At 71.7% G+C, this 14,936-nt stretch carries 16 protein-coding genes; 4 read left to right on the forward strand and 12 right to left on the reverse strand.

What is annotated here, in order from left to right:
• Positions 1 to 4: 4 nt before the first annotated feature.
• On the reverse strand, positions 5 to 658 hold the full coding sequence (locus tag DDV73_RS15245) for a response regulator (RefSeq protein ID WP_109508106.1): 654 nt from the start codon (positions 656 to 658) through the stop codon (positions 5 to 7).
• Positions 655 to 1,842: a sensor histidine kinase gene (locus DDV73_RS15250; RefSeq protein WP_161962415.1), complete on the reverse strand. Its 1,188-nt coding sequence runs from the start codon at positions 1,840 to 1,842 to the stop codon at positions 655 to 657. The genes DDV73_RS15245 and DDV73_RS15250 overlap by 4 nt, the downstream gene beginning before the upstream one ends.
• Positions 1,843 to 1,984: 142 nt before the next feature.
• On the opposite strand from DDV73_RS15250, the gene DDV73_RS15255 reads away from it, so the two are divergent.
• Positions 1,985 to 2,932 carry an ABC transporter ATP-binding protein gene (locus DDV73_RS15255; protein WP_109508108.1) on the forward strand — a complete coding sequence of 316 codons (948 nt, stop codon included), beginning with the start codon at positions 1,985 to 1,987 and terminating at the stop codon, positions 2,930 to 2,932.
• Positions 2,929 to 3,795 (forward strand): ABC transporter permease subunit, encoded by an 867-nt coding sequence (locus DDV73_RS15260; RefSeq protein WP_109508109.1) that lies wholly within the window; start codon positions 2,929 to 2,931, stop codon positions 3,793 to 3,795. Before DDV73_RS15255 ends, DDV73_RS15260 begins: the two co-directional genes overlap by 4 nt.
• Positions 3,796 to 3,907: 112 nt before the next feature.
• On the opposite strand, the gene DDV73_RS15265 is transcribed toward DDV73_RS15260, so the two are convergent.
• The 5 genes from DDV73_RS15265 to DDV73_RS15285 all read right to left on the reverse strand — a co-directional run bounded on the left by DDV73_RS15265 (position 3,908) and on the right by DDV73_RS15285 (position 7,312).
• Positions 3,908 to 4,486: a class I SAM-dependent methyltransferase gene (locus DDV73_RS15265; protein WP_206050893.1), complete on the reverse strand. Its 579-nt coding sequence runs from the start codon at positions 4,484 to 4,486 to the stop codon at positions 3,908 to 3,910.
• Positions 4,483 to 4,884: a VOC family protein gene (locus DDV73_RS15270; RefSeq protein ID WP_109508110.1), complete on the reverse strand. Its 402-nt coding sequence runs from the start codon at positions 4,882 to 4,884 to the stop codon at positions 4,483 to 4,485. Before DDV73_RS15270 ends, DDV73_RS15265 begins: the two co-directional genes overlap by 4 nt.
• A gap of 88 nt (positions 4,885 to 4,972) precedes the next feature.
• Positions 4,973 to 6,394 carry a Cys-Gln thioester bond-forming surface protein gene (locus DDV73_RS15275; protein WP_109508111.1) on the reverse strand — a complete coding sequence of 474 codons (1,422 nt, stop codon included), beginning with the start codon at positions 6,392 to 6,394 and terminating at the stop codon, positions 4,973 to 4,975.
• Positions 6,395 to 6,524: 130 nt separating this feature from the next.
• Positions 6,525 to 7,022: a GNAT family N-acetyltransferase gene (locus DDV73_RS15280; RefSeq protein ID WP_240617303.1), complete on the reverse strand. Its 498-nt coding sequence runs from the start codon at positions 7,020 to 7,022 to the stop codon at positions 6,525 to 6,527.
• A complete protein-coding gene (locus DDV73_RS15285) occupies positions 7,019 to 7,312 on the reverse strand; it encodes a hypothetical protein (protein ID WP_109508113.1) in 294 nt (97 codons plus the stop codon). The genes DDV73_RS15280 and DDV73_RS15285 overlap by 4 nt, the downstream gene beginning before the upstream one ends.
• 108 nt (positions 7,313 to 7,420) lie before the next feature.
• On the opposite strand from DDV73_RS15285, the gene serC reads away from it, so the two are divergent.
• A complete protein-coding gene (serC, locus tag DDV73_RS15290) occupies positions 7,421 to 8,539 on the forward strand; it encodes a phosphoserine transaminase (protein WP_109508114.1) in 1,119 nt (372 codons plus the stop codon).
• 71 nt (positions 8,540 to 8,610) lie between these two features.
• Here serC and DDV73_RS15295 read toward each other — a convergent pair whose 3' ends face one another.
• Positions 8,611 to 9,261 (reverse strand): LuxR C-terminal-related transcriptional regulator, encoded by a 651-nt coding sequence (locus tag DDV73_RS15295; protein WP_109508115.1) that lies wholly within the window; start codon positions 9,259 to 9,261, stop codon positions 8,611 to 8,613.
• On the reverse strand, positions 9,249 to 11,204 hold the full coding sequence (locus tag DDV73_RS15300; RefSeq protein ID WP_109508116.1) for a sensor histidine kinase: 1,956 nt from the start codon (positions 11,202 to 11,204) through the stop codon (positions 9,249 to 9,251). The genes DDV73_RS15295 and DDV73_RS15300 overlap by 13 nt, the downstream gene beginning before the upstream one ends.
• A gap of 149 nt (positions 11,205 to 11,353) precedes the next feature.
• On the opposite strand from DDV73_RS15300, the gene DDV73_RS15305 reads away from it, so the two are divergent.
• On the forward strand, positions 11,354 to 12,064 hold the full coding sequence (locus DDV73_RS15305; RefSeq protein WP_109508117.1) for a DUF4386 family protein: 711 nt from the start codon (positions 11,354 to 11,356) through the stop codon (positions 12,062 to 12,064).
• Here the strand turns inward: DDV73_RS15305 and DDV73_RS15310 are convergent.
• From DDV73_RS15310 to DDV73_RS15320, 3 genes are read right to left on the reverse strand one after another with little or no spacing between them, the layout of a single operon-like run.
• Complete coding sequence (locus tag DDV73_RS15310; RefSeq protein WP_109508118.1) at positions 12,061 to 12,558, reverse strand: O-acetyl-ADP-ribose deacetylase; 498 nt, start codon at positions 12,556 to 12,558, stop codon at positions 12,061 to 12,063. The genes DDV73_RS15305 and DDV73_RS15310 overlap by 4 nt on opposite strands.
• Positions 12,559 to 12,583: 25 nt before the next feature.
• Positions 12,584 to 13,591, reverse strand: coding sequence for a hypothetical protein (locus DDV73_RS15315; RefSeq protein ID WP_109508119.1), 1,008 nt, complete (start codon positions 13,589 to 13,591; stop codon positions 12,584 to 12,586).
• On the reverse strand, positions 13,584 to 14,798 hold the full coding sequence (locus DDV73_RS15320) for a class I SAM-dependent methyltransferase (RefSeq protein WP_109508120.1): 1,215 nt from the start codon (positions 14,796 to 14,798) through the stop codon (positions 13,584 to 13,586). Before DDV73_RS15320 ends, DDV73_RS15315 begins: the two co-directional genes overlap by 8 nt.
• Positions 14,799 to 14,936 lie beyond the last annotated feature (138 nt).

The raw sequence follows: 14,936 nt of genomic DNA on the forward strand, positions 1-14,936 counted from the left end.
GCGGTTACGGCTCGAGACCGGACTGGATCGCGAAGACCACGAGCTGGGCGCGGTCGCGGGCGTGCAGCTTGACCATCGACCGGGAGACGTGGGTGCGCACGGTGTCCGGCGAGACCACCAGCTCTTCGGCGATCTCCGAGTTGGAGCGGCCGGTGGCGACCCAGGCGACGATCTCCCGCTCGCGCTCGGTGAGGCGATGCAGCTCGGGGTGCGGCTCGGGCGCCGCGCGCCCCGTCGTACCGAAGTGCTCGATGACCCGACGGGTCACCGAGGGGGCGAGCAGCGAGCCGCCGTCGGCGACCACCCGGATCGCGTCGAGCAGCGCGCTCGGGTCGGCATCCTTCAGCAGGAACCCGCTCGCGCCCAGCCGGAGCGCCTCGAAGACGTACTCGTCGAGCTCGAAGGTCGTCAGCATCACCACGTGTACGCCGGTCAGGGCGGGGTCGGCCGCCACCTCGCGCAGCATGCCGAGCCCGTCGAGCACCGGCATCCGGATGTCGGAGAGGCAGACGTCGGGCTTCTCGCGGCGCAGCATCGCCAGGCCCGCCCGGCCGTCGGCCGCCTCGCCGGCCAGCTCCAGATCGGGCTCGCTGTTGATCAGCGTGGTCAGCCCCATCCGGACCAAGCCCTGGTCGTCGACGACCGCGACCCGGATCATGCGCCCACCCGCGCAGCCAGCGGAATGGTCGCGCGTACGGCGAACCCGCGGGCTCCGTTGAGCTGTGGCCCGGCCTCGAGCGTGCCGCCGAGCCGTTCGACCCGCGTCCGCATGCCGCTGATGCCCATCCCGCCCGTGCCTCCCGTGTCGGTGCCGCTGTGCTCGCTCACGGCTCCACCCTGCCCGTCGTCGGCCACCGACACCACCAGCGACCCGCCCTTGTCGGTCACGCCGACCTGCGCGGTGGTCGCGTCCGCGTGCCGCAGCACGTTGGTCAGCGACTCCTGCACCACGACGTACGCCGCCTCGTCGACCTCGACCGGCAGCTCGCTGCCGACCGCGTTGCGGACCCGGACGTCCAGGCCGCCGGCCCGCACCCGGTCCACGAGCACCTCGAGGTCGGCCAGCCCGCGCCGTGGCGCCAGCTCGGCCGCCGCGGTGCCGGGCCGGAGCCGGGACAGCTCGGCCCGCAGCGCCTCCAGCGACTCGCGCGAGGTGTCCCGGATCGCCTCCAGCGAGGCCCGGGCGGCGGCCGGGTCCTTCTCCAGCACGTGCAGCGCCACCCCGGCCTGCATCGCGATCACCGCCAGCCCGTGGCCGACGCCGTCGTGCAGGTCCTGGGCCATCCGTAGCTGCTCGACCGTCGCCGCTCGCTCCGCCCGCACCGCACGGGTCTCGCGCCGGTTGCGCAGGTTCGCGCCGATCGCGACGGCGGCGACGTTCAGGCCGATGATCGCGAGCGACTGGGCGAAGACCCCAGGGTCGTCGATGCCGCCCCAGGTGCTGAACATGCCGCCGAGCTCCAGCGCGAGCCCGAGCACGCCCCACCACAGCCAGCGCCGGACCGGCCAGTAGAACCCGACGGCGAAGCTGGCCACGATCGGAGTCAGGTAGACCGGCCCGTCGTCTCCCCCGATCAGCAGGTACGTCGCGACCAGCGCACCGATGGCGACGACGGTCGTCCGGGGCGCCCGGCGGGCCAGTGCTGGCGCCAGGGCCGCCAGCACGGCAATCACGACCGCCGCCTTCTCGGTCCCGGCCAGCGCGTGCAGCTCGGGCTCGCTTCCCCCTGGTCCGTCGCTGTCGTCCGCGGCGTTCGCGAAGAACGAGCCCACACCGACGAAGAGCGCCAGCGGTAGGGCCCAGCGAAGCTCCCGGACCGAGCCGCGCAACAACTGCATCATGCGTCCGACCTTAGGGCGCGCGAGGTCTGGCGTCGTACGACCCGGCGCGGGACCGGCGTACGCAAACGTGCGTACGCCGCGGCCGTTGAGTGCCGCTGCCGGGCGGACGTCGTACCGGCCGAATCTCGAGAGCGTTAGACCCATGAACGAACTAGTGGTGGAAACCAAGGAGCTGACGAAGCGGTACGGCGACAGGCTCGCCGTCGACAAGGTCAGCATGACCGTGCACCGCGGCGAGGTCTACGGCTTCCTCGGCCCAAACGGGGCGGGCAAGACGACCACGCTGCGCATGGCGCTGGGACTGATCCGGCCGACCGCCGGCAGTGCCCGCGTCCTCGGGTCGCCCGCCGGGCGCCCCGAAGTGACCCAGAGGGTCGGCTCCCTGATCGAGGGCCCCGGCTTCTACCCGTATCTGTCCGGCCGGTCCAACCTGCAGGTGATGGCCCGCTACCGCGGCCTGCCGGACAGCGTCGTCGACGCGGCGCTGGAGCGGGTCGACCTGGCCTCGCGCGGCGGGGACAAGTTCAAGTCGTACTCGCTGGGCATGAAGCAGCGTCTCGGCGTCGCGTCGGCGCTGATGGGCGACCCGGACCTGATCGTGCTCGACGAGCCGACCAACGGCCTCGACCCGGCCGGCATGGCCGACATGCGGGCGCTGATCGTGGACCTGGCCCGCGGCGGCCAGACGGTGCTGCTGTCCAGTCACCTGCTGGCCGAGGTGCAGGAGATCTGCCACCGGGTCGGCGTCATCAACGGCGGCCGGCTGCTCAAGGAGTCGACGGTCGCGGACCTGCGTGGCGGTACGACGCTGCGGGTGCGCGCCACCCCGCTCGAGGAGGCGCTCGCCGTCGCGATGCGGATCGCCGGGGACGACAAAGTCGAGCTGGCCATCGACGACAACGGGGACTCGATCCGCCTCGCCGTCGACCCGGAGCGGGCGGCCGAAGTGACGCGCGAGCTGGTGCACGCCGGCGTCGACGTACACGAGGTCACCGCGTCGGAGCGGACGCTCGAGGAGGTCTTCTTCGAGATGACCGGCCCGGCCAACGGAAACAACAACCACACGAGCTCGAAGGAGAAGGTGTCATGACTGGGGCAATCACTGACGTAATGCGCAGCACCCGCGCGGAGCTGCTGCGGTTCCGCCGGTGGCCGGCGGTCTGGGTGACCATCGGGGCCTGGCTGACGATGACCGCGCTGTTCGCCTACGTGTTCAACTACGTGTCGTACGCGACCGGCGACGGGTCGTTCTCCAACGAGGGCACCTCCACCGATGCGCTGCTCGCCGACCTGCTGCCGGCAGCGGTGCCCCAGGCGGTCGCCCAGGGCATGCCGATGTTCGGCGGCGCGATGATGATGGTGCTCGGCGCGATCGTGGCCGGCAACGGCTTCGGCTGGGGCACCTGGAAGACCGTGTTCACCCAGGGTCCGTCCCGGCAGTCGGCGGTGCTCGGCTCGCTGGCAGCACTGACCGTGGCCGTGGCCACGACCGTCGTGATCACCATGGTGTTCGCCTTCGGGATCTCGCTCGGGATCACTGGGGTGGAGTCGCAGAGCTTGGTCTGGCCGTCGCTCGGTGAGCTGGGCCGCGGACTGGGTGGCGGCATGCTGGTGATGGAGATGTGGGCGCTGGCGGGCTTCCTGCTCGGCATCCTCGCGAAGGGCCCGGCGCTCTCGGTCGGCCTCGGCCTGACCTGGGCGCTGGTGCTCGAGAACCTGCTCCGCGGCGTCGGCAGCCTGCTGTCCGCGGTGGAGACGATGACCACCTACCTGCCCGGCACCGCCGCCGGCTCGCTGATCGGGGCCATCGTCGACCCGCCCTCGAGCGGCGACGGCACCCCAGGCGTACTCACGGTCCTGTCCGGCACCGAGGCCCTGGTCACGGTCGGCGTGTACGCCGTGATCCTGCCGCTGATCGCGCTCGTCCTGATGCGCCGCCGCGACGTCGCCTAAGCACGCCGACCCGGCCCTTGTTGACGCCTGAGAACGCCGACCCGGCCCTTGTTGACACAGATGTCGTCAACACGGGCCGGGTCGGTGCAATTTCAGGTCAATACGGGCCGGGTCAGCGGGCTAGGAGGAGGTAGCGCTCGTCGGTGATCGGCTTGCCCCAGTAGACGGGCTCGGGGAGCGGGGTGACGGTGACGTCGGCGAACCGGGTGCGGACGATCTCCTCGCACCCTTCAGCGGTGAGGCCGGCGCCGGTGGACCAGCTGCCCTCGACGAGTACGACGCGACCGCCCGGCCGGAGCAGCTCGACCCACCGCCCGAACGCGGCCACCGGGTCCGGGAGTGCCCACAGCACGTGCCGGCTCAGCACCACGTCGTACGCCGCCGGCTCTAGCGCGGGAGCGGAGGCGTCGCCGACTCTGAAGCTCGCGGCCGGGACCTTCGCCGTCGCTCGGCGCACCATCTCGGGCGAGAAGTCGACGCCGTCGACGGCGTACCCCTCCTCGGTGAGCAGCAGCGAGAGGGTGCCGGTGCCGCAGCCGAGGTCGGCGACCCGCGCTGGCGCCGGCGGCAGTACGCCGAGCAGCAGCTCGCGCCAGGCGTCTCGGGTCGACGGATCGCCCAGCCCGTGGTCGGGCTCGTCGTCGAACCCCGCCGCCTCGGCGTCCCAGAGCTGCGGCGTCTGAGCGCTCACCAGACCAGTGTGTCGTCGGGGTGCGCGGTGGCGGGGGCGTCGTACTTGGGCTGGTAGAGCGTCATCGTGCCGGCGCCGGGGACCACGAGCTGGATCGTCGAGCCCCACTGCTCCTCGACGACCTCACCCTCGAAGCTCGCGCCGCGCTCGGTCAGCTCGGCAACGGTCGCGGCCAGGTCGTCGCACATCAGCGAGAGGTCGAACCGCTGATCGGTGCTGCCCTTCTCGCCGCCGTGCTCCCACGACGACGGGTGGCAGGCGAGTTCGCTCGGGCCGGTCTGGAAGATCAGCCAGCCGCCGCCGGTGTCGGCACCGGGAAACTGCAGCACGTCGCGGAAGAACGTCCGCGCAGCATCGGGGTCCTCGGCGTACACCAGGGTGTGCAGTGCGGTGATCATGCAGCCGAGCCTAGGCCCAAATAGGTCGTGGGCCTCAGGGTGCGCGATGGCGCACGCTGAGGCCCACGACCGGTTGCTCCCTGGTGGATCAGGCCCTGACGCGGCGGCGGACGAGCAGGATGCCGCCTCCGACGAGGGCGCAGGCGAGGACGGCCAGGATGGCCAGGTTCGCCGGGGCGCCGGTGTCGGGAAGGGGACCGCTCGGGTTCTCCGGCTCACCGGGCGCCGAGGACGGCGTGTCCGACGGCTCCGGCGACTCGGACGGCGACGGGGTGGCCGACGGGGTGTCGGACGGCTCGTCGCACGGCTCGTCGGTGAACTCGTGGGTCCACTCGGTGGTGCCGGTCAGCGTGTAGCCGGCCTGCGGCTGCGCGGTGATGGTGACGGTGCCGGCGCCCGGGTGGGTGCCGGCCTCGACGACCTGACCGTCGACGTAGTAGTCGACGCCCTCGGTCTCCGGAACCGTGTAGGTGTCCTTCTCGATGCCGCACTCGTCGGCGAAGGAGGCCTCGGCCGGCGTGACCTCGGTCAGCGACTTGGTCCACGAGAACGTCGCGGTCGCAGACGCTGAGTCGACCCGCGGCTGCGCCAGGATCAGCGTCTGGGTGCGGGAGTTGGCGCCGAAGAAGATCCGGCCGGGACCGCTCAGGACCCGGTCGCCGGTGAGCGCCTCGACGGCGGCCGAGCCGTCCGGCGTACCCTTCGCGACCCGGAGGAAGAACTTGTCGCCGTCGTCGACCTGCTTGCCGAGGCGAGCCTTGGCGCCGGTCTCGGTGACCAGCTCGGTGCCGGCGGGCAGGTCGGCCTTGAGCTCGACGCCGGTGACGTTCGACGAGACCGTGATCGGGCCGAGGTCGGTGCCGTCGGTGCCGGTGGCCGACTCCGGGGTCAGCGACAGCGAGACCGGCTCGGACTCGTCGGTGCCGACGTTGGCCTCGCCGGTGAGGTACTCGTAGAGCTTCCACACGTTCTGGTTGTCGCCCTGGACCTCGGTCAGGTCGATCCGCTCGCTGAAGTGCCACACCGACGACTGGGTCGCGGCGACGGCCTCTTCCTTGGTCAGGCCGGAGACGTCCACGCCCGCCGCCTGCAGCTGGGACACGATCTCGTCCAGGCTCAGCAGCGGGTAGGAGTGGTTGAGCACCCACAGCACCTTGCGCGCGTTCTCCGGGAACTGGTTGCTGCCCGGGAAGTCGCTCCAGCTGCCTTCGCGCATGCCGGTGCCGGTGTCATTGCCGACCGACTGCTCGATGCAGTAGGTCATCAGGTCGTGCTCGGGGTTGTCGTCGACCCGCACCCGGAGCAGCGTGACGCTGCGGGCGCTGAGCTCCTCGCCGTTGCTGAACGCGACGCCGAGGCTCGGGAAGACACCTCCGCCCGCTTGCGGGTAGGGACCGGGGTCGGCCGCGGCCTGGCCGGGCATCGACAGGAACGAGAGAGCGAGTACGGCGATCAGGAACGTGGCGGCGCGCGAAAATGCCCGCCGGGCGGCGTGGGGGTGGGGGTTCACGAGATCCTCTGCGGGGTCGGTTCCGAGACCCGCGGGACGTTAGCGAAGGTTGACTGGAAAGTGCACCTCAACAGTAGGGTTTGTCAGCCAATGTCCGGTTTTGTCCGCACCCTCGGCAGTCCCCGAGAGGCTAAGGAGTGTCGACGCCCAGCAGGCGGGCGAAGCACACCGACTCGGGTTCGTCCCGGTAGTACCCGAAGTTCTCGATCTCGGTGTAACCGCAGCGCTGGTAGAAGGCGATCGCCTCGGGCTGCTTGGTCCCGGTCTCGAGGATCGTGACCTCGGCTCCGGCCTCGCGCGCGGTCCGCTCCAGGTGCTCGAGTACGGCGGCCGCGACGCCGCCGCGTCGGGCCGACGGTACGACGTACATCCGCTTGATCTCGGCCGCGTTCTTGGTGCCGAGGGCGAGTACGTCGTCACGCAGCCGCCAGGCACCGGTCGCGACCGGGGTGTCGCCGTCGTAGGCCACCACGAAGGTCCCGCGCGGGAGCTCGAAGGTGTCCGGCTCCAGCGGGGTGTCGTCACGGCCGCCGTAGCGGACGACGTACTCCTGCTGCACCTCCTCGACCAGCAGCGCCGCGTCGGCGTGGGTGATCGGCAGCCGCTCGATCCGAAGTCGCTCGCTCAATCCGACCATCCTCTCGATCTGCGGGCGCTCGGCTGCGGCCAGTAGCCGAGGACGCCGGCCTTCAGGAACCTCAATGACAGCAACACCAGCAGGAACCCGAGCGGGAACCCGAAGCCCCAAACCGGGCTCACCTCGGGTCCCTCGAACCCGGCCGACTCCAGCGCGACGAACATCCGGCCTGCCTTGTAGAGCAGGAAGCCGCCCAGGCCCAGCAGCGCCAGACCGATCGCCAGCACCAGCGCCCGGCTCGTCACCACGAACGCCAGGATTCCTCGCTCATGTGTGTCCATCGCACGTCCCCCTTCGTCGCGACCGCCGTCGGCGGTGCCAGAATAACGACGACATCTGACATCGTCGTCAGGGAATACGCCACGCAACCCCCGAAAGGTTGTCCCGACGTGACCGACGTCAAGATCCCCGCTGACCTGCTCCCCCGCGACGGCCGGTTCGGAGCCGGGCCGTCGAAGATCCAGACCTCCCACCTCGACGCGCTTGCGGCCACCGGCTCCTCGCTGATGGGGACCTCGCACCGGCAGGCGCCGGTGCGCGACACGGTGGGCCGGGTCCGTGCCGGCCTCGCCGACCTGTTCTCGCTGCCGGACGGCTACGAGATCGTGCTCGGCAACGGCGGCGCGACGGCCTTCTGGGACATCGCGACCTTCGGCCTGATCCGCGAGAAGAGCCAGCACCTGTCATTCGGCGAGTTCTCGTCGAAGTTCGCCAAGGCGGCCGCGCAGGCGCCGTTCCTGGCCGAGCCGTCGGTGGTCAAGAGCGAGCCGGGCTCGCTGCCGACGCCGACCGCCGAGGCCGACGTCGACGTCTACGCCTGGGCCCATAACGAGACCTCGACCGCGGTGATGGCTCCGGTACGCCGCGTCGAGGGCGCCGCCGACGACGCACTGGTCCTGGTCGACGCGACGTCGGGCGCGGGCGGGCTGCCGGTCGACCTGGCCGAGGTCGATGCCTACTACTTCGCGCCCCAGAAGTCGTTCGCCTCCGACGGCGGCCTCTGGATCGCGGCGATGTCGCCGGCCGCGCTCGCCCGGGCCGAGGAGATCGCGTCGGGCGGCCGCTGGGTGCCGGCGTTCTTCGACCTGCCGACCGCGATCGACAACTCCCGCAAGAACCAGACCTACAACACCCCGTCGGTCGCCACCCTGTTCCTGATGGCCGAGCAGCTGGACTGGATGAACGCCCAGGGCGGCCTCGCCGGCATGGTCTCGCGGACCACCGCCTCGTCCGACGCGCTCTACGGCTGGGCCGAGAAGACGTCGTACACCACGCCGTACGTCGTCGAACCGGCCCACCGCTCGCTGGTGATCGGCACCATCGACTTCGACGACACGATCGACGCCGCCGCGATCGCGAAGGTGCTGCGGGCCAACGGCATCGTGGACACCGAGCCGTACCGCAAGCTCGGCCGCAACCAGCTGCGGATCGCGATGTACCCGGCGATCGACCCGGCGGACGTCGAGGCGCTCACCGCGTGCATCGACTACGTCGTGGACGCGCTCTGAGGCGCGATAGTCCAGAACGTTTGACATCAATTTTTGGCGCCAGCTGATGTCAAACGTTCTGGACTATCCGCTCACCGCGGCTGGGCGTTGAGGTATTCGATGACGGCCAGGACTCGGCGGTGTCCGTCGGTGGAGGTCTCGGCGAGGCCGAGCTTGTGCAGGACGTTCGCGACGTGGGTCTCCACGGTGCGCTCGGTCAGCGTGAGCCGGTCGGCGATGCCGCGGTTGGTGCGGCCCTCGGCCATCAGCGCCAGTACGTCGTTCTCGCGCGGGGTGAGCGTCGCCAGCCGGGAGCGCTGCTGGCGGCCGCCGATCAGCCGAACCACTACCTCCGGGTCGAGCGCCGAGCCGCCGGCCGCGACCCGCTGCAGCGCGTCCAGGAAGTCGTCGACGTCGAGCACCCTGTCCTTCAGCAGATAGCCGAAGCGGCCGGAGGCGACCAGCGCGACCGAGTGCCGGGTCTCGATGTGCTGGGACAGCAGCAGGATGCCGAGGTCCGGGAACTCGGCACGGGCCTCGGCGGCCGCACGGGCGCCGTCGTCGTCGAGATCGGGCGGCATCCGGATGTCGAGTACGGCGAGGTCGGGCGCCGTACGCCGGATCTCGGCCAGCGCGGTGGGCGCGTCCGCGGCCGTGGCGACCACGTCGTGACCGGCGTCCTGCACCAGCAGCGACAGTCCCTCGCGGAACAGCGCCGAGTCCTCACCGATCACGATCCGCACGGCAGCACCGCCTCGATCCGGGTGCCTTGTCCAGGCGGGCTGGTGACGCCGATCGAGCCGCCGAGCGCGGCAACCCGGTCGCGCAGCCCGGCGAGGCCGCTGCCCGCCTTCACCACGGCGCCGCCGCGGCCGTCGTCGGTGACGAGTACGGCGACGCTGTCGTCGTGCTGGCGGACCACCAGGTCGATCGCGCCGGCCTCGGCGTGCTTCACCGCGTTGGCGAGCGCCTCGCTGGCGACGTAGTAGGCGGTGGTGCTGACGTGGTCGGGCAGGGCGCCGGTCTCCAGCTCGACCGTCACCGGCAGCGGGATGCCCTGGGTGAGGCTGGCCAGGGCGGCGGGCAGGCCGTCGTCCAGGCAGCTCGGCCGCAGTCCGTGCGCGATCTGGCGCAGCTCGCCGACCGCCGTACCCAGCTCGGCGACCGCGCCGTCGAGCACCGAGTCCACGTCGACGGTGCCGTCGACCAGGTGACGCTGCGCCAGCCGCAGCGACATCCCGAGCGAGACCAGCCGCTGCTGGGCACCGTCGTGGAGGTCGAGCTCGAGCCGCTTGCGCTCCTCGTAGCCGGCCCGCAGCAGCCGCGACCGGCTGGCCTCGACGTCGCGGAGCGCCTGCGCCAGCTCCAGCCGCAGCCGGGCGATCTCGACGACCAGGCCGCTGGCTTCCGCCACGTCGCGCATCAGCCACGGCGCCGCCGAGGCCGCTGCGACGAGTACGCCGACCACCTCGTCACCGACCGTGATGGTCTGCGCGCCCGGCCCGGACGGCACCGGCCGGCCGTCGCGGTCGCGGAACCCCTCACCGCCCGGCACGACGTACCCGATCCGCAGCTCGGGGTCGGCCAGCGCCCGCCGGAGCACCGGCTCCAGCTGTTCGGGCACCGCCTCGCCGCGGTGCACGCGCGTGCGAAGGTCCTCGATCGCAGCGAGCGCCCGAGCCCGGGCCGGGTAGAGCCGGCGGCCAACCGAGTCGACCAGGCGCGGCCGGAGCGTGCCGAGTGCCAGCGCCGACGCCGCCGTCGCGATCACCGCCAGCACCGTCGAGCCGCCGGCGAGTGCCAGCCCGGTGACCGCCGAGACGACCGTGAAGACCAGCAGCAGGCCGGCGCCGATGATCCCGTAGACCGTGGTCAGTACCAGCGCCCGGTCGACGTCGTACAGGTCGTGCCGGATCACCGCGACCGCTGCCGCGATCGGGAACGCCAGGAACATGAACAGCAGCCCGATCACGACCAGATCCGGCCCGTCCAGCACCAGGTAGCTGAGCCAGCACACCAGCAGCGTCAGCGGCAGCGAGATGCCGGCCAGCGCGAGCATCCGGAGCTGGCGGCGGGCCACCTCGCCGGAGCGCCGGTAGCGGACGACCGCGGAGGCGAGCGAGGCGATCAGCGTGGCCATGAAGGCGGGGAGGACCACGAACAGCGCGGCAGCCATCCACTCGACCTCGGGATGCTGCCGGTCCTCGAACGGCGCCGGGTAGGGCCACGGGATCAGCGCCGCGACCACGAAGAAGACCGAGATCACGACCAGCAGCGCGATCGGCACCACCCGCCACCGCCGGCTCGGCAGCCGGCCGTCGGGGAAGTGGAGCAGCAGCAGCGCCATCGGCACGTAGAGCAGCATCCAGCTCCCCTCGCGGGCAGCGACGAACCAGAGCGGCGCCGGCAGCTCACCGGCCCCGGCGACGATGGCATACCCGGTCATCGAGGTGTCGAACACCGCCACGAACGCCCCGAGCATCAGGATCGGGCCGACCGCGTTGGCGGGGGCATGCCGGGAGACCAGCACCGCCGCGCCAGCGGCGACCGCGGCGAGCAGCACGCCCACGGCAACCTCGACGCCGGCGCGGAGCTCGGGAGCGACCGCGAGCGCGACCAGCCCGGGCAGCATCGCGACGGCTGTGAGACCGCCGAGCGCCCAGGTCAGGATCCGCGCCGCTGGCATACGCCCAACGGTAGGTGCGCGCGGACCCCGCCGCCTCCGTATTGGCACGGAGACCAGGTCGGGTGGTCGCCACGATCCGCCCACCCGGTCCGCCGGTCGACAGTGGAGCTCCACCGACGCTGATCCGCGTTCACCGAAGGAGCCAGACCATGACCACCACCGCACCGGCGGCCGCACGTGCCGACGTACGCGACCTGCGCCGCACCTGGCGCGTGCTGCTCGCCTGCCTGCTGCCGATCGGACCGCTCGGCGTGCTGATCACCCGGGCCGCGATGCCCTACTGGACCGACCAGGACGAGGCCACGATGGTCGCCAACATCGCCGACTCACCGGGCCGCTCGGAGGTGATGATCTGGGCGTTCGGACTGACCTTCCCCGCACTGGTGCTCGGCCCGCTCGTGGTCGGCTACCTGGCCCGCCGCGGCGCGCCACGGCTGGCGACCTGGGGCGCCGCGCTGTCGTTCCTGGGCTTCGTGATGGCCGGCGCGATCGGCTCGACCGACCTGCTCACCCACGTGATGGCGCAGGACGGGTACGACGCCGCCACCGTCGTCGACGTCACCAAGCTGACCATGGCGCACCCGTTCGCCGTACTCGGCATCGGCGTGTTCATCATCGGCCACATCGTCGGCATGATCCTGCTCGGCATCGCGGTGGCGAAGGCCGGCGTGGTAGCCCGCTGGGTCGGCATCGCGCTCGCCGTCTCGCAGCCGTTCCACCTGGTGTCCGCGGTGATCCTGCCCAGCCGGATCCTCGACCTGACCCTGGGCTGGGGCCTGACCACGCTGGCGTTCGTGATGATCGCGCGGGCGCTGCTGCGGATGAGCGACGACGAGTTCGACCCGCGGCCTGCTGCCTAGCTCGTGACTGCGGCCCTGACGGCGTCGTATGTCGGCTGGTCGAAGGCCACCAGCCGGGCCTCCTCGACCTCGGTCGGGGAGGCCCGCAGCGTCTCCACGGCGGCCGCGATCGCGTCGTCCTTGGGCCAGCCGTAGACGCCGGCACTCACCAGCGGGAAGGCGACGGTCGTCGCGCCGAGCTCGTCGGCAACTGCCAGCGCCCGGGCGTAGCAGGAGGTCAGCAACGACCGGTCGCGCTGGCCGGCGGTGTAGTTGGGCCCGACGACATGGATGACCCACCGCGCGGCCATGTCCCCGGCCGTCGTCCAGCCGGCGTCGCCGGTAGCCAGGCCACGTGGGAACCGGCGTACGCAGTCGGCCAGCACCTCCGGCCCGCCCGCCAGGTGAATCGCTCCGTCCACGCCACCACCGCCGCGCATCGCGTTGTTCGCCGCGTTGACGACCGCGTCGACCTGCTGCCGGGTGATGTCGCCCTGGACCACGGTGAGCTGCATCTGCTCAGTGTCCCGGATAGTCCGTCTAGCGCGGCCGCAGCGACCTGACGAGTACGACGAGCGCGGCGATGCCGAAGGCGGTGCCGACCACCCAGGGCCAGGCTTCGCGCGAGGCGGCCTGTTCGTCGCCGTCCGGCGCCTCGTCGCGGGGCTTGGTGGACGGGCTGTCCTCAGGGCTTTCACTGGGAGTCGGCGCGGGCGGTGTGACCGCCCGGCGGACCTCGCGGGGCAGATTGAGCCGCAGCAGTGGCGCCTGCACGCCCTCCGACGACAGGAAGACCGCACCGGCCGGCGACACCGCGACTCCCTCGCCCTGTTCCTGGGCCGGCAGCCCGAAGCCGCCGACGACCGCGAGCGAGGGCCAGGTGTAGACCACGGCCCGCCCGTAGGAGCGGACGATCAGGTGCTTGCCGTCGGGGAAGAACGCCGCATCGGTCGCCATCCCGAGGACCGAGCCACTCGCGCGCATCTGATGCGTCTTCCCCGGCACCAGCTCCCGCGGCGCGGCGTACACGGTGCCGCCGAGGAAGGCCTTGGAGACCACGAACAGCTGACCGGTCCGCGGGTGGGTCAGCAGCGACTCGGCATCGTGAGCGCCGTCGGGATAGCTGAGCTCGACGACGTCGGCGTCGACCTCGCGGTCCTGGTCGCCGTACGGCACTCGGGCCACCTCGACCGACGACCGCGACTCGGTGTTGTCGCCGATGTCGGCGACCCAGACCTCGCCGTCGCCCGCGGGGGCCAGCGCCTCGACGTCCTCCGGCTCGCCCGACCAGCGGGTGACGCCGACGGTGCGGCCGGTCTTCAGCGAGACCGTGAAGATCCGGCCGGAGTCGCCCGAGTCGTTGGTGGTGACCGCGAGATCGTCGGCGACCACCAGCCCGCTGGACTCGATGATCTCCGGGTCCTGGAACCTGGTGACCACCTTGGCCCGCTGGCCGTCCGGCACCGCGGCCGCGCCGAGCAGGAACGGCGTCGCCAGCAGTACGGCGCCGATCACCTGGCCGGTCCGTGCGCCGCGCGTGTCAGCCACCGTCGACCGCCAGCAGCTCGGCCAGCTTGGGCCGGACCGCCCAGGTCGCGACGAGGTCGTCGTACTCCTTGCGGACGCTGCCGCCCTTGACGGCCGCGCCGGTGCGGGTGGCGCGAAGCATGGTGTTGCGCGGGGTGTGCTCGGACTCGACGAACTCGACCACGTCCACGCGGTAGCCCTGCAGCCGCATGATCGAGGCCCGCAGCGCGTCGGTCAGGGTGTCGGCGAACCGCTCGCGGAGGATGCCGTGCCGGGTCAGCATCGTGTACGGCGCGGGCGTGGGCGCCTGGCGCAGCTGGGCGGCGATGTCGTGGTGGCAGCAGGGCGCGGCCAGGACCAGCGAGGCCTGCCACTCGACCGCACGGGCGAGCGCCTCGTCGGTGGCGGTGTCACAGGCGTGCAGCGCCAGTACGACGTCGGGCGGCTCCGGCAGCGAGGCGCCGGCAATCGAGCCGACCACGAACTCGGCGGCCACCCCGAGCTCGCCCGCCACCGCGGAGTTGTGGTCGCTGGACTGCTGCTTCACGTCGACGCCGGTCAGGTGCACCGGCAGCCCGCGCACGTCGGTAAGGAACCGCTGCGCGGCGAAGGTCAGGTAGGCGTTGCCGCAGCCGAGGTCGACGATCCGCAGCGGGTCGTCGGCGGTCGGCTTGCGCACGTTGCCCTTGGCGATCGCCTCGGTCAGCGAGGAGTCCAGCAGCCGCAGGAACTCCTCAACCTGGCGGTACTTGGCCTGCCGGCTGGGCTTGATCTTCCCGTCCACCGAGGAGATCCCGAGCGCCACCAGCACCGGGTCGTTCTCGGCGAGCAGCCGCGGCTTCTCGCGGTCGTGAGCGGTGTCCACCTCGACCGGCTCGGCCCGATCGGTGGTGTGCACAAGCGCCTCGAGCCGCTTGGTCACCCGCACCTGGTGCTGCTGGGTGGTGGTCTCAACGTGCCAGTTGCCGAACGGCTCGTCCAGCAGGTCGTCCACCGCCGCCTTCGCCTCATCGCCGGGTGCGTGGTTGGAGGTGTGCGCCTGGGTGTCGTCGTACGCCGTGAGCTGCAGCCGGCGGCCGGCCTTGAGGTCGACGTACCGGAGCTCGACCCGCTTCCAGCGCGGCTGCTGGCCACGCTGCCGCCCGGACGCGACCGCGCGCACCAGTACGGCGTCGTCCAGGATCAGCCCGCGCATCCGCGCCAGCGCCCGCAGCAGCGGCTCACTCATGACGCACCTCAGCCGAGCAGCGCCGCGATCACGGCGATCAGGAGGAGACCGGCCAGGGCTACCGGAATCACGAGCCGTCGGTAGCGGGGATTCATGCCCAGAAGTCTAGGCCTGGGCCGTCGAAGGGCTGTCGTAGCC

The sequence above is a fragment of the Nocardioides speluncae genome (assembly GCF_003121585.1).
Taxonomy (GTDB): domain Bacteria; phylum Actinomycetota; class Actinomycetes; order Propionibacteriales; family Nocardioidaceae; genus Nocardioides; species Nocardioides speluncae.

Excerpts from the sequence above, each read along its gene's own strand:
- DDV73_RS15285 (WP_109508113.1), bottom strand. The coding sequence starts at position 7,312 with ATGGACACACATGAGCGAGGAATCCTGGCGTTCGTGGTGACGAGCCGG.
- DDV73_RS15300 (WP_109508116.1), bottom strand. The coding sequence starts at position 11,204 with ATGCCAGCGGCGCGGATCCTGACCTGGGCGCTCGGCGGTCTCACAGCC.
- DDV73_RS15260 (WP_109508109.1), top strand. The coding sequence starts at position 2,929 with ATGACTGGGGCAATCACTGACGTAATGCGCAGCACCCGCGCGGAGCTG.
- DDV73_RS15255 (WP_109508108.1), top strand. The coding sequence starts at position 1,985 with ATGAACGAACTAGTGGTGGAAACCAAGGAGCTGACGAAGCGGTACGGC.
- DDV73_RS15270 (WP_109508110.1), bottom strand. The coding sequence starts at position 4,884 with ATGATCACCGCACTGCACACCCTGGTGTACGCCGAGGACCCCGATGCT.
- DDV73_RS15310 (WP_109508118.1), bottom strand. The coding sequence starts at position 12,558 with ATGCAGCTCACCGTGGTCCAGGGCGACATCACCCGGCAGCAGGTCGAC.
- DDV73_RS15320 (WP_109508120.1), bottom strand. The coding sequence starts at position 14,798 with ATGAGTGAGCCGCTGCTGCGGGCGCTGGCGCGGATGCGCGGGCTGATC.
- DDV73_RS15250 (WP_161962415.1), bottom strand. The coding sequence starts at position 1,842 with ATGATGCAGTTGTTGCGCGGCTCGGTCCGGGAGCTTCGCTGGGCCCTA.
- DDV73_RS15305 (WP_109508117.1), top strand. The coding sequence starts at position 11,354 with ATGACCACCACCGCACCGGCGGCCGCACGTGCCGACGTACGCGACCTG.
- DDV73_RS15245 (WP_109508106.1), bottom strand. The coding sequence starts at position 658 with ATGATCCGGGTCGCGGTCGTCGACGACCAGGGCTTGGTCCGGATGGGG.